The following is a 21,409-nucleotide window of genomic DNA, read 5'->3' as shown; positions in this document are numbered from 1 at the left end:
ATCGCGGCATCCACCGATCGGTTGACGAACGACGCCCGCCCCGGCGGGCGGGGCGCGTACGATCGGGCCGTGCTGATCATGGCGATCCTCCTCGCGGGAGCCGTCGCGCTCGTGGCGGTCGTGGCCCGTGGGCCCCGCCTGCGTGACTACCTGGTGCTGGGCGGGTTCCTGGTGGCGTTCTGCGCCGGGGCGCTCGCCTTCGTGGCGTGGAGCATGCGCGAGGACGGGCATGCGGAGGCGCCGATGGTGATCTCGCTGCTCGGCCTGGCGGCCGGTGGGCTGCTGCTGCTCGGGCTGGGCCCGTTCGTGCCGTGGGCGCTCGGGCGATCGGCCCGGCCGCTGCGGCTGCCGGACCGGCTCCCGGGCGGCGTGGCCGCGGGCGTCGCCGTGGCGCTCACCGCGACCGCCGTCGCCGTCACGGCGCTGATCCTCGACTCCGCGCGGGAGTCCCAGCAGCGGGCCGCCTACCGGCCCGAGGCCAGGCCGGGCGCCCTGGTCGTCCAGGTCACCGCCGGGGCCGACGCCGTGCTGCGCCGGGAACTGCCCGGCGTCCCCGTCGTACGGGATCACGACGTGCCCGGCCTCAGGGTCGGCGAACCGGACTCGGAGCTGCCCCGCAGCTACATCGGCGACCGGGCGCTGCTCGGCTACCTCACGGGCGATCCCGCCGTCCCGTACGACGAGAGCGCCGCCGTGCTGGTCACGGACGCCGCCACGGCCGCGACGGTGGAGATCAGGCACGGCGACGCCGCCGTCCGGACCGTGCCCGCGACCACCGTCAGGCCCGCCCACCCCGGGATGTACGAGATCTTCATCCCCGCGAAGCTCCTGCGCGACCTGGGCCTGCGGCCGGAGCCGGAGGCGCTGGTCGTCGACCCGTCGGCGCACCGGGTCACGGCCGCCGAGCAGGAGCGGCTCGTCCGCGCCCTGGGCGCCGGCGCCGTCCACGTCGAGCGCGGCTACCAGGAGCGGGGCAGCCGCTGGGCGGTCGCCGAGGCGCCGGCCCTCGTCGCGCTCGCCGGCGCGCTGGCCGCCGCCGCGCTCACGGCCGGGGCCGGGCGGCCCCGGCCGGCGTCGGCGGGCCGCGCCGGGGCGCTCGCGGCCCTCGCCACGGTCGCGGGCGGGGCCGCCGGGTGCGTGATCGGGCTGGCGGTCGCCTGGCCGTGGACGGCCTCCAACAGCTGGGACCCGCTGCCGAGGGCGCCGTTCGACACCCCGTGGGCGTTGATCGCCGCCCTGGTCGCGGGCCTGCCGGTCCTCACAGCGACCCTCACCGCACTGCTCCCGTCAGCCCGCCGGGCCCCCGCGGACGACGCGGGGGCCCGGCTCTGACAAACGCAGGCCGCTCAGCGGCCCTGGAGTGACTTGACGTTGTCGCCGAAGGTCCAGCCCTTGGAGCCGTCCCAGTTGATGGACCAGGTCATCAGGCCCTTGAGCTGGCCGTTGAAGCTGTTCCACGCCTGTGAGACGAGCGAGGGCGACATGTGGCCGCCGCCCGCGCCCGGCTGGGCGGGAAGGCCCGGGACCTGCTTGTCGTACGGGACCCGGATCGTGGTGCCCTGGATGACGAGGCCGTCGTTGAGGCACTTGGTCTGGGCCACGAAGCCCTGGACGGTGCCGGCCGAGTAGGAGTCGCCGGAGCAGCCGTACATGCTGCCGTTGTAGTACTGCATGTTCAGCCACCACAGGCGGCCGTTGTCGGCGTACTTCTTGATGATCGGCAGGTACGCGCCCCAGATGGAGCCGTAGACGACGCTGCCGCCGGTGACGTACGCCGTCTCCGGGGCCATGGTGAGGCCGAAGTTCGACGGCATCTGGGCGAGCACGCCGTCGATGATGCGGATGAGGTTGGCCTGCGAGGCGGACAGCTGGTTGATGTTGCCGCTGCCGGCGAGGCCGGTCTCGATGTCGATGTCGATGCCGTCGAAGTTGTAGCGCTTGAGGATCGGCACGATCGTCTGGACGAAGCGGTCGGCGACGGTGCTGGAGCTGAGGTCGATGCCGGCGGTGGCGCCGCCGATCGACATCAGGATCGTCGCCCCGGCCGCCTTGGCCGCGCACATCTCCTCAGGCGTGGCGACCTTGACGGTGCTGTCCATGCCGTCCTCCCACAGCACGGTGCCGTCGGAGCGGATCACGGGGAACGCCGCGTTGTAGACGTTGTAGCCGTGCTGGCGGATGCGCGCGTCGGTGATGGGGGTCCAGCCGAACGGCGGGTGCACGCCGTTGGAGGCGCCGTCCCAGTTCTCCCAGTAGCCCTGCAGGACCTTGCCGGCCGGCTTGCCCTTGACGGCGCAGGTGCTGCCCGTCGGGGTGACGGTCGGACTCACCGTGGGGCTCACGGTGGGGCTCACCGTGGCGGTGGGCGTCACCGTGGGGGAGACCGTGACCGTCGGGGTCGGCGTCGGGGACGTCGGCGGGTCGCCGGGACCGTCGAAGACGAGGTCGTCGGCGTGGTACGTGCCCTGCCCGTACCAGCCGTGCAGGTAGATCTCGGCGGTGGTCTGGCTCGCGCCCGTGGTGAACGGGATCGTGAGCTGGGTGTACGCCGACGGCGAGGAGGCCCAGATGGCCCGGCCGCCGGTCACGCCGAGGTAGACGTAGTTGCCGCGGACCCAGGCGGAGATCGTGTAGTCGGAGTTCGGCCGGACCGTCAGCGTCTGGCTGCACCGGGCGATGTCGGAGTTGCCGGCCGCCCCGGCGAGGGCCTTGCCGCCGGACCTGACCGGGGTGTCGACCACCGATCCGAGGCCGCCGGTGCAGTTCCAGGGGGACAGGGAGCCGGACTCGAAGCCGGGGTTGGCCAGCAGGTTGGCGGCGCTCGCCGAGGTCTGGGTGACGATGACGCCCAGGAAGGCGAGCAGTAACGAGGCGGCCAAGATGAGCGGGCGCGGTGTTCGCGTCATGGGGACTACCCTTCTGTGGCCCGGGGGTCCGGGCTCGTACGGGCGCGGCGCAAGGCCGGGGTGCCGCGACGGTTGGGGGGTGCGCGTCACTCCCATTATTGTAAAGAATCTTATCTATTGTCTATGGCGTCCCAGGTGGCAACCCGATCACTCCCTGTGGCATCGTGCCCCGATGACCCTGCGCACCGTCGAGGACGCCGGTTTGCGGGCCGGGTCTGGGGGTCGCGATGATGGCCGTACGGGAGAAGCTGACAGGTCTGACAGCGGATGTCCGAAAAATCGGGACACGGACGCCCGATATCCGTTAGAAATTCCCTTTGTGACCACGCTCAGCAGACGCCGCCTCCTCCAGTCCGGCGCACTCGCCGTCCCCGCCCTCGCCCTCGGCGCCGCCCCCGCGCGGGCCGGGACGGCCGCCCTGCCGACGACCGGCGTGGTGCCCGCGCAGCTGGCCGGCTTCGACGCGGCGATGAAGAAGTTCATCGCCGAACGCGACATCAGCTGCGCGCAGCTCGCCGTGGCGAAGAACGGCAAGATCCTCCTGGCCCGCGGCTACGGCAGCTACACCTACGGCCGCTACGTCAGGCTCGTGCAGCCGACCTCGCTGTTCCGGATCGCAAGCCTCAGCAAGAGCATCACCGCCGCCGCGATCGCCCGGCTCGCCCAGGACGGCAAGCTTTCCCTCGGCGACACCGTGACCGAGCTGCTGGGCCTGTCCGCCGACGCCGACCCGCGCCTGGCGGACGTGACGCTGTGGCGGCTCATGCAGCACACCGGCGGCTGGGACCGGGACGCCACCCTCGACCAGCTCTGGGCCGACCACACCATCTCGGCCGCGCTCGACGTGCCGCTGCCCATCGGCCACGCGGAGATCATGCGGTACGCCACGGCCAGGAAGCTCGACTTCGCGCCCGGCTCCCGCTACGCCTACAGCAACTACGGCTACATGCTGCTCGGCCGCATCATCGCCAAGGTCTCCGGCATGAGCTACGAGTCGTACGTCAGGCAGCGGATCCTGGCGCCGGCCGGGATCACCCGCATGCTGCTCGGCCGGTCGGCGTCCGGCCAGCAGTACGCCGCCGAGGTGCGCTACCAGTCGGTCTACACCCGCAAGAGCGTGCTCGACGACGGCGGCGCGACGGTCCCGTACCCGTACGGCGGCTTCAACATGGCCAACCAGGACGCCAACGGCGGCTGGCTGGGCTCGGCCGTCGACCTGGTCAAGTGGGGGTTCGCCTTCGACCGGGCCGGGCCGGTGCTGAACGCCACCTCGATCGGCCGGGTCTTCGCCAAGCCGGAGATCGGCGTCGGGTCCGGCGGCTCCTGGTACGGGCTCGGCTGGCAGGTCCGCGAGAACAACGTGGGCGGCCTCAACACCTGGCACACCGGCTCGATGCCGGGCACGTTCGGCTTCCTGGCCAGGATCCAGCACGGGGTGAGCTACTGCGCGCTGTTCAACCGCAGGCAGGAGGGCGACGCGCCGTCGTTCGGCGCGATCGACGGGATCCTGGGCACGGCGACGGGCGGCGTGTCCTCCTGGCCGACGACCGACCTGACCCCGCGCTACTTCTAGCCGCTTCTAGCTGGCGCCCGCCCGCCAGGATCGCCCCGACCCGGCCCACGAGCCTGTCCGCCATCGGGTCGGGACCGAGGTACGGGGTCAGCCAGGACATGTCGCCGCCCGGGCCGGTGATGAAGCCGTCGAGCGACATGGTCGCCTAATAGAGCATCTTCGCCATGATCTGCCTCCTCGGGACACGGACCGGCGGACGGGCGAAAATTCATCGCGCCCGCGTACTTGTCCGATGATTCGGGCATGCGGCGAGGGCCGGATCCGGCAAGATGATCAGCCGGTGGTCCCCGGACGGCGGGGACGGTTGAGAAGGGCTGGCCGAATGCGCGGGTCGACGACGATCCTCCTTGCCGCGGCACTGTCGATCGGAGGGGGCCTGGTGACCCCCGCGTACGCGGCCGCCTCCGCCGCCACTCCGGAGCGGGTGTGCGGTTCCGGGTTCGCCCGGGTCGCCCACGGCAAGCAGGCCGTGCGGACGCCCTCCAAGCGGGTCCTCGGCTACGTCTACCTGCTGTACAACCGCAGGACCGGCTACAACTGCGTCACCACGTTCAAGACCTCGAACCTCGGCGTCCGCACCTTCGTCATGGCCACGATCACGACGCAGACGCGCGGGGCCAACGGGCGCGCGAGCGGCGAGAACGAGGGCCGGAGCGTCAAGCACTACCTGGGGCCGGTGAAGACCTACGGCAAGGGCCGGTGCGTCAGCTACATGGGGTCGATCCAGGATGACGGGCCCCGCGCCGCCGTGGGCAAGTCACGCTGGAAGTCCTGGGGCAGATGCGGCTGAACCGCTCACCGGCGCAGGGGGGACGGAGACGCGTGCTGCAGGGCGGGGCCGAGCAGGAGCCCGCCGTCGATGACGTACTCCGAACCGGTGATGAACGACGCGTCCGATGACGTGAGGAAGAGGAGCAGGCGGGTGACGTCGGCCGGCTCGCCGAGGCGGGGGATGGCGAACGGCTCGGGCGAGTAGAAGTCGGCGATCGCCACGGTGGCGCCGGCCGCCGGCTCCTGGATGAAGGGGGTCGCGATCACGCCGGGGTGGATGGCGTTCACCCGGATGCGGTCGCGGCCGAGTTCGAGCGCCGCCGTCCTGGTGAGACCACGTACCGCCCACTTGCCGGCGACGTACGGCGCGTAGTGAGCCGTGCCGCCCAGGCCCATGGTCGAGCCGATGTTGACGATGGCTCCCCCCGCCGCGCGGCGCAGAGCCGGGGCGGCGGCCTTGATGCCGAGGAAGGTCCCGGTGAGGTTGATGCCGAGGATGCGTGACCAGGTGGCCTGGTCCGTGTCCTCGATCGGCGCCGGCGGGTTCTGGACGCCGGCGTTGTTGACGAGCACGTTCAGGGCGCCGAAGGCGCTCTCGGCGGCCAGCACGGCGGCGGACCACGAGCTCTCGTCGGTGACGTCGAGGCGGGTGAAGTGAGCACGGGGGCCGAGCTCGTCGGCGAGAGCGGCGCCCCGTCCGGCGTCGATGTCGCCGATCACCACGTTCGCCCCCTCCGCGTGGAAGGCGCGTACGTGGCTCGAGCCCTGGCCGCCGGTCCCGCCGGTCACGAGCACGGTCTGGTTGTCGAAGCGGTTCATCGGATGTTCCTCCGGTACGAGGGATAGATGGTGAGCTGAGTGACTCACCACACTGCTTGACAGTAGATCGGCGGCAATGGTGAGTCAAGCCACTCGTCTTGTATGCTCGGCCCATGAGCAAGGTCGTGACGACGTACCACCAGCGCGTCGCCCAGGAGAAGCGCGCGCTGATCGTGACGGCCGCGACCGAGCTGTTCCTCGAGCTGGGCTACGACCGGACGTCGCTGGCGCGGATCGCGGAGCGCTCGGGCGTTTCGCGGGCCACCCTGTTCAAGCAGTTCCCGACCAAGGCCGCGCTGTTCGACGCCATCGTCACCGAGTCCTGGGCCACCGCTGACGAGGAGGATCCTCCGCCGGCAGGCGACATCGTCGCCGGGCTCGGCGCCATCGGCCGCCGCTACGCCGAGCTGCTGAGCCGCCCCCAGATGGCCGACCTGTTCCGCATCGTCATCGCCGAGCTGCCGCGCTTTCCCGAGCTCGCCAATGCGCAGTTCTCGCACGGGAAGCTGCCCTACTTCGAGTCCGTGCGCGGCTACCTCCTGGCCGAGCACGAGGCGGGCACGGTGCGGATCGAGGACGTGGAGCTCGTGGCCACCCAGTTCCTGGGCATGATCTCCAACTACGTCTTCTGGCCGGCGCTCCTCGTGCCGGGCTGGAAGGTGAGCGCCGAACGCGTCGCTCAAGTGGTCGACGAGGCCGTCCGCACCATCGCCGCCCGCTACGCCGCGCCAGTACCCGAGTCGTCACGGGGGCCGCGCGCCCGTGGTGGCCGGTCCTGAGGTGCGGCGTCCGGCGTGCCGGAGCTCAGGTCACCGCCGGTAGCCGGCCCCGTGAGGCGCCCGTGATCAGGGCGCCGCGTCCGCTCATTCCCAGGACGTTACCAGCGGGACGCTCTTGTCATTCAGGTCACACTCCTCTAGAACGGGATTTTAGAAATACCTTCCAATCGTGAGGAGGGCCCGTTGGCCGAGGTCGTTGCGGAGAAGCGCCGGCGCCTGGGAGCGCCACTCAGCCGGGGAATCAGTGCCACCGATCTCGCGCCCTTCGGCTGGGCGCCCCTGGTCGTCCTGTTCCTCGTCGGCCTGGTGGACCGGATCGAGGCCAGCCTGCTGTCCGGCGTGCTGCCCCTGCTCCAGGCGGAATGGGGGATCAGCGACACCGCCGCCGGGTCCATCCCGACCGCCGCCGCGCTGGCCGCCGCCGCCGTGGCGCTGCCCGCCGGGTACCTGTCCGACCGGTTCAACCGGACCCGGATCATCGCCGTCGTCGTGTTCTGCTGGAGCCTGGCCACGCTGGGGTCGGGTCTCGCCACCGGGTTCGCCATCTTCTTCGCGATGCGGGTGTTCCTCGCGGCGGCGGAGAACATCGACAACCCCGCCTCCGGAAGCCTGCTCGCCGACTACTACCCGCCGCTGACCAGGGCCAAGGCGTACGGGCTCGTCCGCATCACCACCTACCTGGGCGGCATCGGCACCGCGCTGGGCGGCATCCTCGGCCAGGCCGTGGGCTGGCGGGCCACGTTCATGATCATGGCGATCCCGGGGGCGCTGACGGCGCTGCTCGTGTGGTGGCTCAGGGAGCCGCCGCGCGGCTTCCTCGACCGGGTGATCGCCCTGCGCTCCGACCAGCCGCAGCCCGTGCCCGAGGCCACCGGGCCGGGCCAGGTCACCGCGCTGTCCGACCGGCTGAGCGAGCGGCTGCGGTTCGGCAGGCAGTTCCGCCTCATGCTGAAGATCCCCACCCTCACCCTGGTCTGCGTCGGCCTGATGTCGCTCACCCTCGGCCTGGCCGGGATCGCGTTCTGGATGCCGACCCTCATGGTCAGGAACCTCGGCGTCGCCGCCGGCACCGCCGCCTCGCTGGCCGGCCTGATCAGCGTCGCCGGCGTCGTCGGCGGCACGCTCATCGGCGCCTACTTCGGCCGGCGCATGCACGCCACCCGCAAGGGCGGCCGGCTCCTCGTCGGCGGCACCGGCATCACGCTCGGCGCGCTCACCCAGGCCGCCGCGATCTCCATGGACTCGCTGCCGCTGTTCGTGACGCTGCTGCTGACCTCGTCGCTGCTGTCGGCCACCGCCATCCCGAACATGACGGCCTCGCTCGCCGACGTGGTCGGCGCCGATTCGCGCGGGCTCGGCTTCGCCGTGCTGCAGCTGTTCATCACGGCCGGCGCCGCGTTCGGGCCGCTGCTGGTCGGCGTCTCGTCCGACAGCAGCGGCTCCCTCCTGACCGCCATGTACGTGCTGATCGTCCCGATGGTGCTCGGCGGCCTGCTCTGCCTGGCCGCGCGCGGCTTCTTCGAACGCGACGCCCAGCGCGTGCTCGACGCCGCCCGCGACTCCGCCTGAGCGACCGGCGCCTGACTACCAGCGCCCGTGCACCTGCGGGCGGATCAGCTCGTCGTAGACGTCCCGTACGGCCCGCAGCGTGCTCTCCGGCAGCGGCGGGAGAGCCGCGGCGGCCGCGTTGGCCGCCGCCTGGGCCGGGTTGCGGGCGCCCGGGATGACGACGGACACGCCCGGCTGGTCGAGGATCCAGCGCAGCGCGAACTGCGCCGTCGTCGCCCCCTCCGGCACCAGCGGGGCCAGCCGGCGCACCGCCTCCAGCCCGGTCTCGAACCCGACACCCGAGAACGTCTCGCCCACGTCGAACGCCTCCCCGTGCCGGTTGAAGCTGCGGTGGTCGTCCGGCGCGAACGTGGTCTTCTCGTCGTAGCGGCCCGACAGCAGCCCGCTGGCCAGCGGGACCCGGGCGATGATCCCCACGCCCGCCTCCCGCGCCGCGGGCAGCACGCGCTCCAGCGGCTTGAGCCGGAACGCGTTCAGGATGATCTGCACGCTCGCCACGCCGGGACGGGCGATCGCGGTCAGCGCCTCCTCGCACGTCTCCACGCTCACCCCGTAGGCGGCGATCCGCTCCTCGGCCACCAGCGTGTCGAGCGCGTCGAACACCGCGTCGTCGGAGAACACCGCCGTCGGCGGGCAGTGCAGCTGCACCAGGTCGATCGTGTCGACGCCCAGGTTGCGGCGGGAGCGGTCGTTCCAGGCGCGGAAGTTGTCCAGCACGTAGTTCGACGGCACCTGCTCCACCCGGCGGCCCATCTTGGTGGCCACGGTCAGCTCCGGGCGTCCCTGGGCGAAGCGGCCGACGATCCGCTCGCTGCGGCCGTCGCCGTACACGTCGGCCGTGTCGACGAACGTCACGCCCGCCTCCGCGGCGGCGGCCAGCGTCGCGAGCGCCTCGTCCTCGCTCACCTGACCCCAGTCGGCGCCGAGCTGCCAGGCGCCCAGCCCGACCACGCCGACCTGGCGGCCGGTGCGTCCCAATACGCGGTGTTCCATGAGGGTAACCCTGTCATATGACAGTCGAAGAGGAGTTACGACGTCACCCGGCGGTGGCCGACTGCGCCGTCGTCAGCGTCAGGACCGGCTCCGGAGGGCCGAAGCTGATCGCGTACGTGGTGCCGGACGGCGAGGTCACCGGCGAGGAGCTGCGGGCCTACCTGGTGGAGCGGCTGCCGGGGCGGCGGCTGCCGCGGTTCGTCACGCTGGTGCGGGCGCTGCCGCGCACGGCCGACGGGCGGGTCGACCATCGCGCGCTGCCGTTGCCGGTGCGCGCCACGGCCACGCCCTCCGGAGGGAAGGGCGGCGACTGGCAGCCCTCGACCGGCGCCGCGATGGCCATCTCCGCCGCGGTCGCCGCGGTCGCCGCCTACCTGCTGACGGACGTGCTGTGGCCGTACTCCACGGACCTGTCGGCCGTGCCGTCGCCGTGGGCGGGCCTGTTCACGGTGCTCTACCTGTTCGAGTGCGCGGCGTTCGGGCTCGGCGTGGCCTTCCTGCTGTCGGGGCGCACGCTGCTGGCGCGGCTGGACAGGCCGCCAGGGGTGAGCGCGGCGGCGCACCTGGCGATCACGTGGCTGCTGGCCGCCTGGTGGCCGCAGGACAACTTCTACCGGCTCGCCGCCAAGACCGACTGGCCCCTGCAGGCGGCGCTCGTGTACGGGTTCAACGTCACCCTGATGATCGCCGCGGCCGTGGTCGTCGCCTTCGTGGCCGCCCGACCTCGGTGAACGCGAGCGCCTCGTTGGCGGCCCGTACGGCGGCCTCGGCCCGGTCGAGGGCGTCCGCCGTGCGGGCGGCCAGGGCGACGCCCAGGTACGGCCACGGCTCCATCGCGGCCGCCGGGATCGTCGGCAGGAACGTCACGCCGAGCCCCCGGCACTCCCGCGCGACCTCGTCCAGATGCCCGCGCAGCGCCGCCGGGGGCAGCCGCGCGCCCAGCGGCAGCCGGTCCAGCGCCCGGACCAGATGCCGCCCGCCGCGCAGCGCGTCGAGCCGCGCCCGCAGGGTGTGGGCCGCCGCCGGGCCGGTCAGCCGCAGGTTGATCTCCGTCGGAGCCAGGCGTCCCGCCGGGTCGGTCACGAAGTCGACGTCGTACCAGCCCCGGTAGCCGTGCTCCGCGAGCGCCCGGCCCACCGCCGTGCCGAACCGTGCGGCCGTGGCCGTCAGCTCTGCGGGCAGCACGCCGGGGCCGGTGGTGACGCCCCGGTAGCGGGGGCCCTCGACCCGCATCAGCCCGGTCCCCACCGGGTGGACCGCGCCGTGGTCGTCGACGACGGCGTCGAACGTCGGGTCCCGGTACGGCCCGGAGCCGGGCACGTACTCCTCCACCAGCACGCCGGCGCGGGCCCACCGCCGCCCGGCCCGGCGCGTGCCGCCGTCGAGGATCAGCGTGCCGGAGCCGCCGACGCCGTACTCGGTCTTCAGCACCAGCGGCACGCCCGAGGCCAGCTCCCGGCGCAGCGCCCGGCGGGAGCCGACCGGCCGCTGCGCCGGGACGACGATCCCCGGATGGTCCGGCGCCAGCGCGCGGAAGAGCTCGTGCGCGCCGCGCTTGGACTCGAACCGGGCGATCGCGGCCAGCACCCGGCCCGGCGTGGGGACGATCCGGGCGAACTGCTCGGTCCGGCCCCACGGCAGCACCGGCCCCGGCGCCGACGCCAGCCGCCGCGCCAGCGCGGGCCGCCTCCCGATCGCCGCCGACACCGCGCCGTCCGGGGCGATGCCGTCGTGCACCTCGACCTCGCCCCAGCCGAGCTCGTCCGCCAGCCCGTCGATCCACGCCCGGTCCACCGGCACCGGCAGCACCACCGCCTCCGGCAGCGGCCCCGCGAACACCGCCATGCACGCGTAGTGGTCCGGCCCCGGCGGCGCGCCGTTGAACTCCGCCACGTTCCCCACGTGCACCGCCGGCCGCCCGCCGGTCCACGCCGCCACCCACGACGGCTCCGGCGCGGGTGGCCATGCCACCAGCCGCGCCACCAGCCGCGCCGGCCCGCACTCCTCCGCGCCCATCGCCGTGTAGAACCCCACCGCGTGCGGGTCGGCCTCGATCGTCAGCCGCGCGAACCCGGCCCGGCCCGCCTCCCGCAGCGCGTGCCCGTACAGCGCACGGCCCACGCCGCCGCCGATCGCCTCCGGCTCCACGAACAGCATGCCCAGCACCCCGTCCGGCGGCTCCCCGTCGACCGTGACGAACCCCAGCACCCGGCCGTCCCGCTCGGCCACCGTCACCCGGCGCGCCGCCACCTCCTCCGGCAGCAGCCGCAACTCCTCCCGGAACGTCTCCTCATACCCCCAGTACGCCTTCGACCGCACCGCCAGCTCGCTCAGCCACCCGGCCTCCTCCGCGCGCGCCGCCCTCAGCCGTAACGCCATGCCAGCATGCTGTCAGCCGGTCAACACGGGGAAAACCCGGATGCGGGGAGGAAGACGCCTCTAGTATCGCTGCGTGGGTGATCGAGCACACTTCGTGATCAAACGGCACGGCTCCTGGAGCCTGCGCTACTCCCCGTGGGCCGGCTACGACCTGGAGCTGGAGCTGCTGCCCGGCCCCGCCGCCGGCCTCGCCCACGCCGAACGTCAGCGGGCCGACACCACCTTCATGAACGAGGTCCTGTGCACCGGGGCCGCGCTCGTCGACGTGGACGAGCGGCGGCTGCTGTGGTTCTCGCCGTGCCGCGCCGACCCGTCCTACCGGTGCGCGGCGCTGCGCGTGCTGGCCACCACCTGGGCGGGCTGGCGGGTCGAATGGGCCTACGACGGCCTGGCCGACCTGGTCCGCGCCGTCGGCGAGGACCCCGCCGGGGTGGCCGCGCCCCGGTCGATGCCGGTGCCGCCCGGCGCGCGCACGCCCGAGGAGCTTGCGGCCAGGATGCCGATGCTCTGGCTCGACCCCGCCGTCTACCCGCCCGGGAGCCCGCTGCCCGCCTCCCTGCCCACCTGGCCCGACACGCTGCGGCGGGCCGCGCCGGGCGAGCCCGCGTGCCTGGTCACCGTCGCCCGCGCCGGGACCGTGCGCGGCTACCCGGTCAGCCCGCCCGTCGACGCCGTCATCGGCCACGGGCCCGCCTCCCTCGACACGTACGCGGCCTGGGAGCCCGTCTCAGCCTGGCCGGACGCGCCGACGGCCGGGATCCACCTCGACGCCGACACGCGCACGGCGGGCGTGTGGACGACGCGTGACCTCGCCCAGGTCCTCCCCGACGCGCCGCGGCTGTGGCCCGGCTGGCGCTGGGAGCCCTGGCAGGACCGGCACGCCGAGCACCTGCGCCGCTGCGCCCCCGCCGTCACCTTCCCCGGGCCGTCGCTGCGGACCGGCCTGCTCACGCTCGCCGCCGCCTTCCACGAGCACCGCCACGGCGGCCCCGCCACCCGCGGGATCAGCGCCCTGCTCGGCCTCACCGCCTCCGTGATGCTGGACGAGCGCGCCGTCCTGCGCGCCATCGACGACCTGCGCGCCTGACCGGACTGTCGGGGGCCGCCGCTAGGGTCCCCGCCATGTGGGAGGACCTGCTCAAGACCGTCAAGACCGGTGACACGGCCGCCGGCTCCGCCCGCTTCGTCCAGGAGGCGCGCAGGCTGCACCGGCTGCTCACGGGGTGACGGCGGGGCGCTCGTCAGGAGAGTGACACCAGGTCGCGGTAGTCGTCGTTCCACAGGTCCTCCTCCGCGTCCGGCAGCAGCAGGACGCGGTCCGGGCGCAGGGCGTCTACGGCCCCCTCGTCGTGGGTGACCATCACGATCGCCCCCGGGTACGAGCCGACCGCCGCCAGGACCTCGTCCCGGGACGCCGGGTCGAGGTTGTTGGTCGGCTCGTCCAGCAGCAGTACGTTCGCCCCGGAATGCACCAGGCCGGCCAGCGCCAGCCGGGTCTTCTCGCCGCCGCTCATCACCCCGGCCGGCTTGCCGGCGTCGTCGCCCGAGAACAGGAACGCCCCCAGCACCCCCCGCGCCTCGCCGTCCGTCAGGTGCGGGGCCGCCGCCGCCAGGTTCTCCCGTACGGTCCGCGCCGGGTCGAGCGTGTCGTGCTCCTGGGCGAAGTAGCCCAGCCGCAGCCCGTGCCCGCGCACCACCCGGCCGCTGTCCGGCTCCTCCTCCCCGGCCAGCAGCCGCAGCAGCGTCGTCTTGCCCGCCCCGTTGAACCCCAGCACGACCAGGCGGCTGCCCCGGTCCACCGCCAGGTCCACGCCGTCCAGGACGCGGTGGCCGTCGTAGGACTTGGTCAGGCTGATCGCGCCGAGCGGCGTACGCCCGCAGGGGGCCGGGTCGGGCAGCCGGATGCGCGCCACCCGGTCAGCCCGGCGGGCCGGCTCCAGGTCCGCCAGCATGCGGTCGGCGCGGCGGGCCATGCTCCTGGCCATCGTGGCGGTCGCCGAGCGGGCCTTCATCCGGTCCGCCTGGGCGTGCAGCGCGGCGGCCTTGCGCTCGGCGTTCGCCCGCTGCCGGGTGCGCCGCCGCTCGTCGCTCCCGCGCTGCGCCAGGTAGGCGCGCCAGCCGGTGTTGTGCACGTCGATCGTGGCGCGGTGCGGGTCCAGGTGGAAGATCCGGTTCGCGACCGCCTCCAGCAGGCCGGTGTCGTGGCTGATCACCACCAGGCCGCCCCGGTGCCCCTGGAGGAAGCCGCGCAGCCAGGTGAGCGAGTCGGCGTCCAGGTGGTTGGTCGGCTCGTCCAGCAGCAGGACGCCGTCGTGGCCGGCGAACAGGATGCGGGCCAGCTCGGCGCGCCGCCGCTGGCCGCCGGACAGCGTCGCGAGCGGCTGGTCCATCAGCCGCGCGGGCAGCCCCAGCCCGGCGGCCACGCGCGCCGCCTCGGCCTCCGCCGCGTAGCCGCCGCCCGCCTGGAACGCCGCCTCGGCCCGCGCGTACTCCGCCATGGCCCGCTCCAGCGCGGCCTCGTCGCGGGCCTCGGCCATCGCGGCCTCGGCGGCGCGCAACCGCCGCACGGCCTCCCCGAGCCCCCGCGCCCCGAGGATCCGCCCCGCCACCGTCAGCGCCGACCCTTCGGGGGAGTGAAACGCGACGCCCTCGCCCGGCCCTGCGGGCGAGCCCGGGGTGGCGGCCCCGCGCGGTCCTCCGGGAGAGGGCGGGGTGGCGGGCCCTCTCGGATCCTCGGGGGAGGTCCAGGTCCCGGCGGGGCGGGCGTCCTGGGAGAGGTAGGCGGTGGGGCCGGTGGTGGTGATGGTGCCCGCGGCCGGGCGGGCGTGACCGGCGAGCGCGGTCAGCAGGGTGGTCTTGCCCGCTCCGTTGCGGCCGACGAGGCCGATGCGGTCGCCGGGGGAGACGGTGAAGGACACGCCGGACAGCAGCAGGCGGGAACCCGCGCGCAGCTCGACGTCACGAACGGTGATCATGGGATGACGCTCCGAGAAAGCTCGAGGACACACTTCTGGCGTGGAAGCGGGTCCTCAGCTAGGAAACTCGGGGCGTCGACATGGCACCAGGTTACGTGATGTTGCCGCACGGCCGCATGTCGGGAGATGGTTGCCATGACGTCGGACGATCAGATCGCTGACGGGAAGGGAAGCGCACATGACGGCGCCGGGCGAGCTGGAGCGGGCGGCGTACGCCGCGTGGGACCGCGAGGACTGGGACGGCGCGGTGCGGGGCCTGACCGAGCTGGTGGCGCTGGAGCCCGACGGCGAGCGGAGCCCGGCGTGGTGGTTCGACCTGGCGCTGGCGCACAAGTTCCGCAAGGACTGGGCGCACGCGTACGAGATCGGCAAGGAGGCGGCGGCCCGCTATCCGCGCGGCGAGCAGGAGCCGGCGTTCTGGAACCTCGGCATCGCCGCCACGATCATGCGTGACTGGGCGACCGCCAGGGACGCCTGGGCCGGCTACGGTCTGACGCTGCCGCCGGGCGAGGGGGAGATCGACGCCGATCTCGGCATGGCGTGCGTGCGGCTGGAGCCGGACGGCGAGCCGGAGGTCGTGTGGGTGCGGCGGGTTTGCCCGGCGCGGGCCAGGGTCGTCAGCGTGCCGCTGGCGGCCGACCGCAGGTTCGGCGAGATCGTGCTGCACGACGGCGCGCCCAGCGGCGAGCGGGTGGTGGAGGGGGTGCGCTATCCGGTGTTCGACGAGCTGATGCTGTGGGCGACGTCCGACCTGCCGACGCTGTCGGTCACCGTCACGGGGAGCGGCGCGGACGTGGGGGAGCTGGTGGAGCTGTTCGCGGCGGCCGGGCTGGGCGCCGAGCCGGCCGGGAACGTGCGGGTGCTGTGCGCCTGTTGCAGCGAGGGCAGCGTGGAGCAGGAGCGGCACGCCGCCGAGGGCGGCACCCAGCGGATGTGGCTGGCGGCGCCGCCGTCGCGGGCGGCCGAGCTGCTGGCCGAGTGGCGCGGGCGCGCCCCGGGACGCGACTGGGCGGATCTGGGCGAGGCCCACCCGTGATCACCGGCTTCACGGGCCGCGGTCGGCCTCCTGCGGCGCGGCGGGCCCGTACAGCTCGCGCAGGCACTCGCGGGCGAGCTGCAATTCCTCGTGCACCTCGACGACCAGCACCGGGACGGCCGCGCCGGGGGCGCTGACCGGGCCGTCGTCGGCCCGGTTGCCGCGCACCGGCGTCGCCACGCCGAGCAGCCCCAGCCTGCGGCAGACCGCCTCGCGCACCTCCGGCTGGTCCCAGCCGATCTCCCCGGTGAACACCAGCGCGTCCAGGCGGCCCAGCGACGTGGCCGCGGCGGCGATCTCCCGGCTGACCCGGTGGCAGAACACCTCCAGCGCGAGCCCGGCCGCCCGGTCGCCGTCCCGCTCGGCCGCGACCAGGTCGCGGGTGTCGCCGGAACGCCCGCCGGACAGCCCCAGCAGCCCCGACTCGCGCTCCAGGCCGCGGCGCAGCTCGTCCGGCGTGAGCCGACCGTCCTCCAGCAGCCACAGCAGCATCCCGGGGTCGACGGCGCCGGACCGCTTGCTCATCGGCAGCCCGTCGAGCGGCGTGAAGCCCATCGACGTGTCCACACTGCGCCCGCTCGACACCGCGCACACCGACGCCCCGCCGCCCAGGTGCGCCAGCACCAGGCCGAGGTCGGCGACCGGCCGGCCGAGCAGCTCGGCGGCCCGGCCCGACGCCCACGCGTACGACAGGCCGTGGAAGCCGTAGCGGCGCAGCCCGTAGCGCTCCCGCCAGGGCCGCGGCAGCGGGTAGACGGCGGCGGCGTCGGGCAGGGCGGCGTGGAAGGCGGTGTCGGGGCAGAGCACGTGCGGCACGGCGGGCAGCAGCTCGCGGGCCGCGTCCAGCAGCGCCAGCGCGGGCGGCAGGTGCAGCGGCGCCAGCCCGGTCAGCTCGCGCAGCCCGCGCGCCAGCTCGTCATCGGCGACCACCGGAGCGCGCACCAGGTCGCCGCCGTGCACCAGCCGGTGCGCGACGGCCGCCACGTCGCGGTCCAGGTGGCGGCCGAGGAAGGCGGACAGCTCCTCGCGGGCGGCGTCCGGCTCCATGGCGCGCTCGGCGTGCGCGCTGTCGACGACGCTGCCGCCGTCGACCAGGTCGAGGCGGAGGCTGGACGATCCCGCGTTCACGGTCAGCACCGCCGCCGGGCCGCCGTCCCACACCTGCGCCGTCATGTTCCTCCCTGCCGATCGCCGTCCCCGTCGGCGCTACCCGTGAGGCATGGCGTGACACATGCCCTGGCCCGCCCTTTACGCTGCCGGGGGAGCACGTCGCCAGGAAGGGCCGCGAATGATCGAGTTCGGGTATGCCGGCACGCCGTTCGGACAGATCCACTACGCCTCGTGCGGGCGGGGCGAACCCGTCCTGCTGCTGCACCAGTCACCCCGGTCGTGGGACGAGTACCGCGAGGTGCTGCCGCTGCTCGGGCGCACGCGCCGGGCCGTCGCCATGGACACGCTCGGGTTCGGCGCCTCGGCGTCGCCGCCCGAACACACCGTGGAGGCGTACGCGGGCGGCGTGCTCGCCCTGATGGACGCGCTCGGCCTGGAGCGCGCCGCGATCGCCGGGCACCACACCGGCGGCGTGATCGCGATCGAGGCGGCGAGCCGGGCCCCGGAGCGGGTCACCGCGCTGGTGCTGTCGTCCACGCCGCTCGTCGACGCCGAGGGCAGGCGGGTGCGGCGCGAGAGGCCGCCGGTCGACCACGCCGAGGAGAACGCCGACGGCTCGCACCTGACCGCGCTGTGGGCGGGCCGCGCCGGCTTCTACCCGCCGGAGCGGCCCGACCTGCTGGCCCGGTTCGTGCGTGACGCGCTGGCCGTCTGGCCCGACGTGGAGCTCGGGCACCGGGCGGTCGCCGCGTACCGGATGGAGGACCGGCTCGGGCTGATCCGCTGCCCGGTGCTGGTCGTCGGCGCGTCGGCCGACCCGTACGCCTTCCCGGAGCTGAAGGCGCTGGCCGGGCGGCTGCCCGGCGCGCGGACGGCGGTGATCGAGGGCGGCATGGTGCCGCTGGAGTTCCAGGCCGAGGCGTTCGCCAGGGTCATCCAGAATTTCCTGGACGAGTAGCTTGTCCCCGGCGGCGCCCGGGTAGTCGAGCGGCCATGGAGATCACCCTGCGCGTGAACGGAGACGAGCGCACGCTGCCCGTGGATCCCCGCACCTCGCTGCTCGACCTGCTGCGCGAACGGCTCGGGCTGACCGGCTCGAAGAAGGGCTGCGACCACGGCCAGTGCGGCGCCTGCACGGTGCTGCTGGACGGGCGGCGGGCCAACTCCTGCCTGCTCCTGGCCGTGGCCTGCGACGGGCAGGCCGTGACGACGGTCGAGGGGCTGGCCGGCGACGGCGCGCCGCACCCGCTCCAGGAGGCGTTCATCGCGCACGACGCCTTCCAGTGCGGCTACTGCACCCCCGGGCAGCTCTGCTCGGCCGCCGGGATGCTGGCCGAGCGCGGGCCCAGCGCCGTCACCGAGGACCTGACCGCCGAGCCCGAGCTGACCGCCGGGGAGATCCGCGAGCGGATGAGCGGCAACCTGTGCCGGTGCGGCGCCTACCAGGGCATCGTGGCCGCGATCGCGGAGGTGGCGCGGTGAAGGCGTTCGAGTACACGCGCGCCGCCGACCCGGCCGCCGCGGTGGCGGGCTTCCGGCCCGGCGACATGTACCTGGGCGGCGGCACGAACCTGGTGGACCTCATGCGGCTCGGCGTGGCCGAGCCCGAGCGCCTGGTGGACGTCAGCAGGCTGCCGCTGGACCGCGTCGAGGCGGCCGGCGACGGGCTGCGCGTCGGCGCGGCCGTGCGCAACAGCGACCTCGGCACGCACCCGCTGGTGCTGGCCCGCTACCCGATGCTGGCCAGGGCCGTGCTGTCGGGCGCGTCCGGGCAGATCCGCAACCTGGCGACCGTCGGCGGCAACCTGCTGCAGCGCACCCGCTGCCCGTACTTCCAGGACGTCTCCAAGCCGTGCAACAAGCGGCGGCCGGGCTCCGGCTGCCCGGCCATCCCCGGCGACCACTCCCACCTGGCCGTGCTCGGCCACTCGGAGGCGTGCGTGGCCACGCACCCGTCGGACATGGCGGTGGCGCTGGCCGCGCTCGACGCCCGCGTGCACGTGACCGGCCCGGCCGGCTCGCGCGTGCTGCCGATGCCCGGCCTGCACCGGCTGCCCGGCGACGAGCCCGAGCGCGACACCGTGTTGGAGCCCGGCGAGCTGATCACCGCCGTGGAGCTGCCGCCCCCGCCGCCCGGCCGCTCGGCCTACCTCAAGGTGCGCGAGCGCGCCTCGTTCGCGTTCGCGCTGGTGTCGGTCGCCGCCGCGCTCGACGTCGGCGCCGACGGGACCGTCACCGGCGTCCGGCTCGCGCTCGGCGGCGTCGCCCACGCGCCCTGGCGCGCCGCCCGCGCCGAGGCCGCGCTGCTCGGCGCCCCCGCCGGCGAGGAGTCCTACGCCCGCGCCGCCGAGACCGAGCTCGGCCAGGCCAGGCCGCTGCCGCGCAACGCCTACAAGGTGCCGATGGCCCGCAACGTGATCGTGCGCGCGCTGAAGGAGCTGACCCCGTGAACCGTGTCGAAGGCCGGGACAAGGTCACCGGCCGAGCCCTGTACGCCGCCGAGTACCCCGTGGACGGCGTCGCCCACGCCTACGCCGTCCAGTCCGGGATCGCCAAGGGCCGCGTCACCGCGATCGACGCCGAGGCGGCCCGCGCGATGCCCGGCGTGCTGGCCGTGCTGTCCAGCGACGACCCGCCGGACCTGGCCGGCGACGCCGACCCCGAGCTGCGCCTGTTCAGCAGCCGGGACGTCGCCTACCGGGGGCAGATCGTCGCCGCCGTCGTCGCCGACACCTACGAGAACGCCCGCGCCGCCGCCCGCGCCGTCCGCGTCACCTACGCGGCCGAGCCGCACGACGTGCTGCTGCGCGCCGACCACCCCGGCCTCTACCGGCCGGAGAAGGTCAACCCGGCCTTCCCCGCCGACACCGTGAAGGGCGACGTGACCGCCGGGCTCGACGGCGCCGCCGTCACCGTGGACGTCACCTACAGCACGCCGCCGCTGCACAACAACCCGATGGAGCCGCACGCCGCCCTGGCCGTCCTGGACGGCGACCGGCTGACCGTCTACGACTCCACCCAGGGCGCCGCCGCCGACCGCGACACCATCGCGCGCACGCTCGGCCTGCCGCCGGAACGCGTGCGCGTCGTGTCGCGGCACGTCGGCGGCGGCTTCGGCTCCAAGGGCACCACCCGGCCGCACGCGATACTCGCCGCGCTCGCCGCCCGCGCCACCGGCCGCCCGGTCAAGATCGCGCTCACCCGGCAGCAGCTCTTCGACGTCACCGGCTACCGCACGCCCACCATCCACCGGCTGCGCCTCGGCTGCGACGCGACCGGCCGGCTGACCGCGCTCGACCACGAGGTGCGCGTGCAGAGCTCGACGCTCGTCGAGTTCGCCGAGCAGGCCGCCGTGCCCGCCCGCACCATGTACGCCACGCCGGCGCTGCGCACCGCGCACCGGCTGGCCCGCCTGGACGTCGCCAGCCCCTCCTGGATGCGCGCCCCCGGCGAGTGCCCCGGCATGTACGCGCTGGAGTCGGCGATGGACGAGCTGGCCGTGGCCGCCGGGATCGACCCGATCGAGCTGCGCGTGATCAACGAGCCGGACGCCGAGCCGGAGGGCGGGCTGCCGTTCAGCTCCCGCAACCTGGTGGCCTGCCTGCGCGAGGGCGCCCGCCGGTTCGGCTGGGAGGGGCGCGACCCGGCGCCCGGGGTCCGGCGCGACGGCCGCTGGCTGGTCGGCACCGGCGTCGCCGCCTCCACCTACCCGGCCATGACCCGGCCCTCCCAGGCCACCGCCACCGCCGAGGACGACGCCTTCGTGATCAGGATCGCCGCCGCCGACATCGGCACCGGCGCCCGCACGGCGCTCACCGCCATCGCCGCCCGCGCCCTCGACGTGCCCGCCGGCCGGGTGCGGGTCGAGCTTGGCGACAGCGACCTGCCCGCCGCGCCGCTCGCCGGCGGCTCGATGGGCCTGGCCTCGTGGGGCTCTGCCGTCGTACGGGCGTGCGAGGAGCTGCTGCGCGACGGGAAGCACGGCGCCGCCGACACCGCCGGGGAGGCGGGGAGGGGCGGCGACTACGCCAGGCACGCGTTCGGCGCGCAGTTCGCCGAGGTGCGCGTCGACCCGGACACCGGCGAGGTGCGGGTGCCGAGGCTGCTCGGCGTGTTCGCCGCCGGCCGGATCATCGACCCCGACCTGGCCCGCTCCCAGTTCGTCGGCGGCATGACGATGGGGCTCGGCATGGCGCTCATGGAGGAGAGCGTCACCGACGCGGAGTTCGGCGGGTTCGGCAACCACGACCTGGCCCAGTATCACGTCCCGGCGTGCGCCGACGTGCCGGACGTGCGCGCGTACTGGATCGACGAGGACGACCCGCACCTCAACCCGATGGGCGCCAAGGGCATCGGCGAGATCGGCATCGTCGGCACGGCCGCCGCGATCGGCAACGCCGTCCACCACGCCACCGGCCTCCGGGTTCGTGACCTGCCGATCACCCCGGCCAAGCTGCTGGCGGGGTTTTGACCCGCTTCCTCAAGGAAGAGGAGATCCC

General features: G+C 74.4%; 18 protein-coding genes. 12 read left to right on the top strand and 6 right to left on the bottom strand.

The window, feature by feature from the left end:
- Nucleotides 1-21 precede the first annotated feature (21 nt).
- On the top strand, nt 22-1,332 hold the full coding sequence (locus tag ACWDXC_RS21820) for a hypothetical protein (RefSeq protein ID WP_449984700.1): 1,311 nt from the start codon (nt 22-24) through the stop codon (nt 1,330-1,332).
- Between the two features lie 14 nt (nt 1,333-1,346).
- On the opposite strand, the gene ACWDXC_RS21815 is transcribed toward ACWDXC_RS21820, so the two are convergent.
- On the bottom strand, nt 1,347-2,906 hold the full coding sequence (locus ACWDXC_RS21815; protein ID WP_219510069.1) for a carbohydrate binding domain-containing protein: 1,560 nt from the start codon (nt 2,904-2,906) through the stop codon (nt 1,347-1,349).
- 319 nt (nt 2,907-3,225) lie between these two features.
- Between ACWDXC_RS21815 and ACWDXC_RS21810 the strand changes: the two genes are divergently transcribed.
- Both ACWDXC_RS21810 and ACWDXC_RS21805 read left to right on the top strand, forming a co-directional pair.
- Entirely contained in the window at nt 3,226-4,479 is a 1,254-nt protein-coding gene (locus tag ACWDXC_RS21810; protein ID WP_449984697.1) for a serine hydrolase domain-containing protein, read from the top strand.
- Between the two features lie 379 nt (nt 4,480-4,858).
- Nucleotides 4,859-5,269 (top strand): hypothetical protein, encoded by a 411-nt coding sequence (locus ACWDXC_RS21805; RefSeq protein ID WP_449984695.1) that lies wholly within the window; start codon nt 4,859-4,861, stop codon nt 5,267-5,269.
- A 5-nt stretch (nt 5,270-5,274) separates the two neighbouring features.
- Here ACWDXC_RS21805 and ACWDXC_RS21800 read toward each other — a convergent pair whose 3' ends face one another.
- Entirely contained in the window at nt 5,275-6,069 is a 795-nt protein-coding gene (locus tag ACWDXC_RS21800) for an SDR family oxidoreductase (RefSeq protein WP_449984692.1), read from the bottom strand.
- A gap of 113 nt (nt 6,070-6,182) precedes the next feature.
- Here ACWDXC_RS21800 and ACWDXC_RS21795 point away from each other — a divergent pair, with 113 nt between their 5' ends.
- Both ACWDXC_RS21795 and ACWDXC_RS21790 read left to right on the top strand, forming a co-directional pair.
- Nucleotides 6,183-6,848: a TetR/AcrR family transcriptional regulator gene (locus ACWDXC_RS21795; RefSeq protein ID WP_449984689.1), complete on the top strand. Its 666-nt coding sequence runs from the start codon at nt 6,183-6,185 to the stop codon at nt 6,846-6,848.
- A 183-nt stretch (nt 6,849-7,031) separates the two neighbouring features.
- On the top strand, nt 7,032-8,417 hold the full coding sequence (locus ACWDXC_RS21790; RefSeq protein ID WP_219510062.1) for an MFS transporter: 1,386 nt from the start codon (nt 7,032-7,034) through the stop codon (nt 8,415-8,417).
- Nucleotides 8,418-8,432: 15 nt separating this feature from the next.
- Here the strand turns inward: ACWDXC_RS21790 and ACWDXC_RS21785 are convergent, their stop codons facing one another.
- Nucleotides 8,433-9,410, bottom strand: a complete 978-nt coding sequence (locus ACWDXC_RS21785) for an aldo/keto reductase (protein WP_364179734.1) — start codon at nt 9,408-9,410, stop codon at nt 8,433-8,435.
- Nucleotides 9,411-9,427: 17 nt separating this feature from the next.
- Here ACWDXC_RS21785 and ACWDXC_RS21780 point away from each other — a divergent pair, with 17 nt between their 5' ends.
- A complete protein-coding gene (locus ACWDXC_RS21780) occupies nt 9,428-10,141 on the top strand; it encodes an AMP-binding enzyme (protein ID WP_449984685.1) in 714 nt (237 codons plus the stop codon).
- On the opposite strand, the gene ACWDXC_RS21775 is transcribed toward ACWDXC_RS21780, so the two are convergent.
- Nucleotides 10,083-11,789: a GNAT family N-acetyltransferase gene (locus ACWDXC_RS21775; RefSeq protein ID WP_449984682.1), complete on the bottom strand. Its 1,707-nt coding sequence runs from the start codon at nt 11,787-11,789 to the stop codon at nt 10,083-10,085. The genes ACWDXC_RS21780 and ACWDXC_RS21775 overlap by 59 nt on opposite strands.
- A gap of 73 nt (nt 11,790-11,862) precedes the next feature.
- Here ACWDXC_RS21775 and ACWDXC_RS21770 point away from each other — a divergent pair, with 73 nt between their 5' ends.
- Nucleotides 11,863-12,876, top strand: coding sequence for a hypothetical protein (locus tag ACWDXC_RS21770; RefSeq protein WP_449984679.1), 1,014 nt, complete (start codon nt 11,863-11,865; stop codon nt 12,874-12,876).
- Nucleotides 12,877-13,030: 154 nt separating this feature from the next.
- Here the strand turns inward: ACWDXC_RS21770 and ACWDXC_RS21765 are convergent, their stop codons facing one another.
- A complete protein-coding gene (locus tag ACWDXC_RS21765) occupies nt 13,031-14,764 on the bottom strand; it encodes an ABC-F family ATP-binding cassette domain-containing protein (protein WP_449984677.1) in 1,734 nt (577 codons plus the stop codon).
- Between the two features lie 178 nt (nt 14,765-14,942).
- Here ACWDXC_RS21765 and ACWDXC_RS21760 point away from each other — a divergent pair, with 178 nt between their 5' ends.
- Entirely contained in the window at nt 14,943-15,800 is an 858-nt protein-coding gene (locus ACWDXC_RS21760) for a tetratricopeptide repeat protein (RefSeq protein ID WP_449984674.1), read from the top strand.
- Between the two features lie 9 nt (nt 15,801-15,809).
- On the opposite strand, the gene ACWDXC_RS21755 is transcribed toward ACWDXC_RS21760, so the two are convergent.
- Nucleotides 15,810-16,973: an acetate/propionate family kinase gene (locus ACWDXC_RS21755; RefSeq protein WP_449984672.1), complete on the bottom strand. Its 1,164-nt coding sequence runs from the start codon at nt 16,971-16,973 to the stop codon at nt 15,810-15,812.
- 115 nt (nt 16,974-17,088) lie between these two features.
- Between ACWDXC_RS21755 and ACWDXC_RS21750 the strand changes: the two genes are divergently transcribed.
- From ACWDXC_RS21750 to ACWDXC_RS21735, 4 genes are read left to right on the top strand one after another with little or no spacing between them, the layout of a single operon-like run.
- Complete coding sequence (locus ACWDXC_RS21750; protein WP_449984670.1) at nt 17,089-17,868, top strand: alpha/beta fold hydrolase; 780 nt, start codon at nt 17,089-17,091, stop codon at nt 17,866-17,868.
- A gap of 35 nt (nt 17,869-17,903) precedes the next feature.
- Nucleotides 17,904-18,392 (top strand): (2Fe-2S)-binding protein, encoded by a 489-nt coding sequence (locus tag ACWDXC_RS21745; RefSeq protein ID WP_449984668.1) that lies wholly within the window; start codon nt 17,904-17,906, stop codon nt 18,390-18,392.
- Nucleotides 18,389-19,360 (top strand): FAD binding domain-containing protein, encoded by a 972-nt coding sequence (locus ACWDXC_RS21740; protein ID WP_449984665.1) that lies wholly within the window; start codon nt 18,389-18,391, stop codon nt 19,358-19,360. The genes ACWDXC_RS21745 and ACWDXC_RS21740 overlap by 4 nt, the downstream gene beginning before the upstream one ends.
- On the top strand, nt 19,357-21,381 hold the full coding sequence (locus tag ACWDXC_RS21735; RefSeq protein ID WP_449984663.1) for a xanthine dehydrogenase family protein molybdopterin-binding subunit: 2,025 nt from the start codon (nt 19,357-19,359) through the stop codon (nt 21,379-21,381). Before ACWDXC_RS21740 ends, ACWDXC_RS21735 begins: the two co-directional genes overlap by 4 nt.
- Nucleotides 21,382-21,409: the final 28 nt, after the last annotated feature.

This window comes from Nonomuraea sp. NPDC003214, assembly GCF_053590035.1.
The sequence above is the reverse complement of the archived record's forward strand: the minus strand, read 5'-3'. Positions and strand labels throughout refer to the sequence as shown.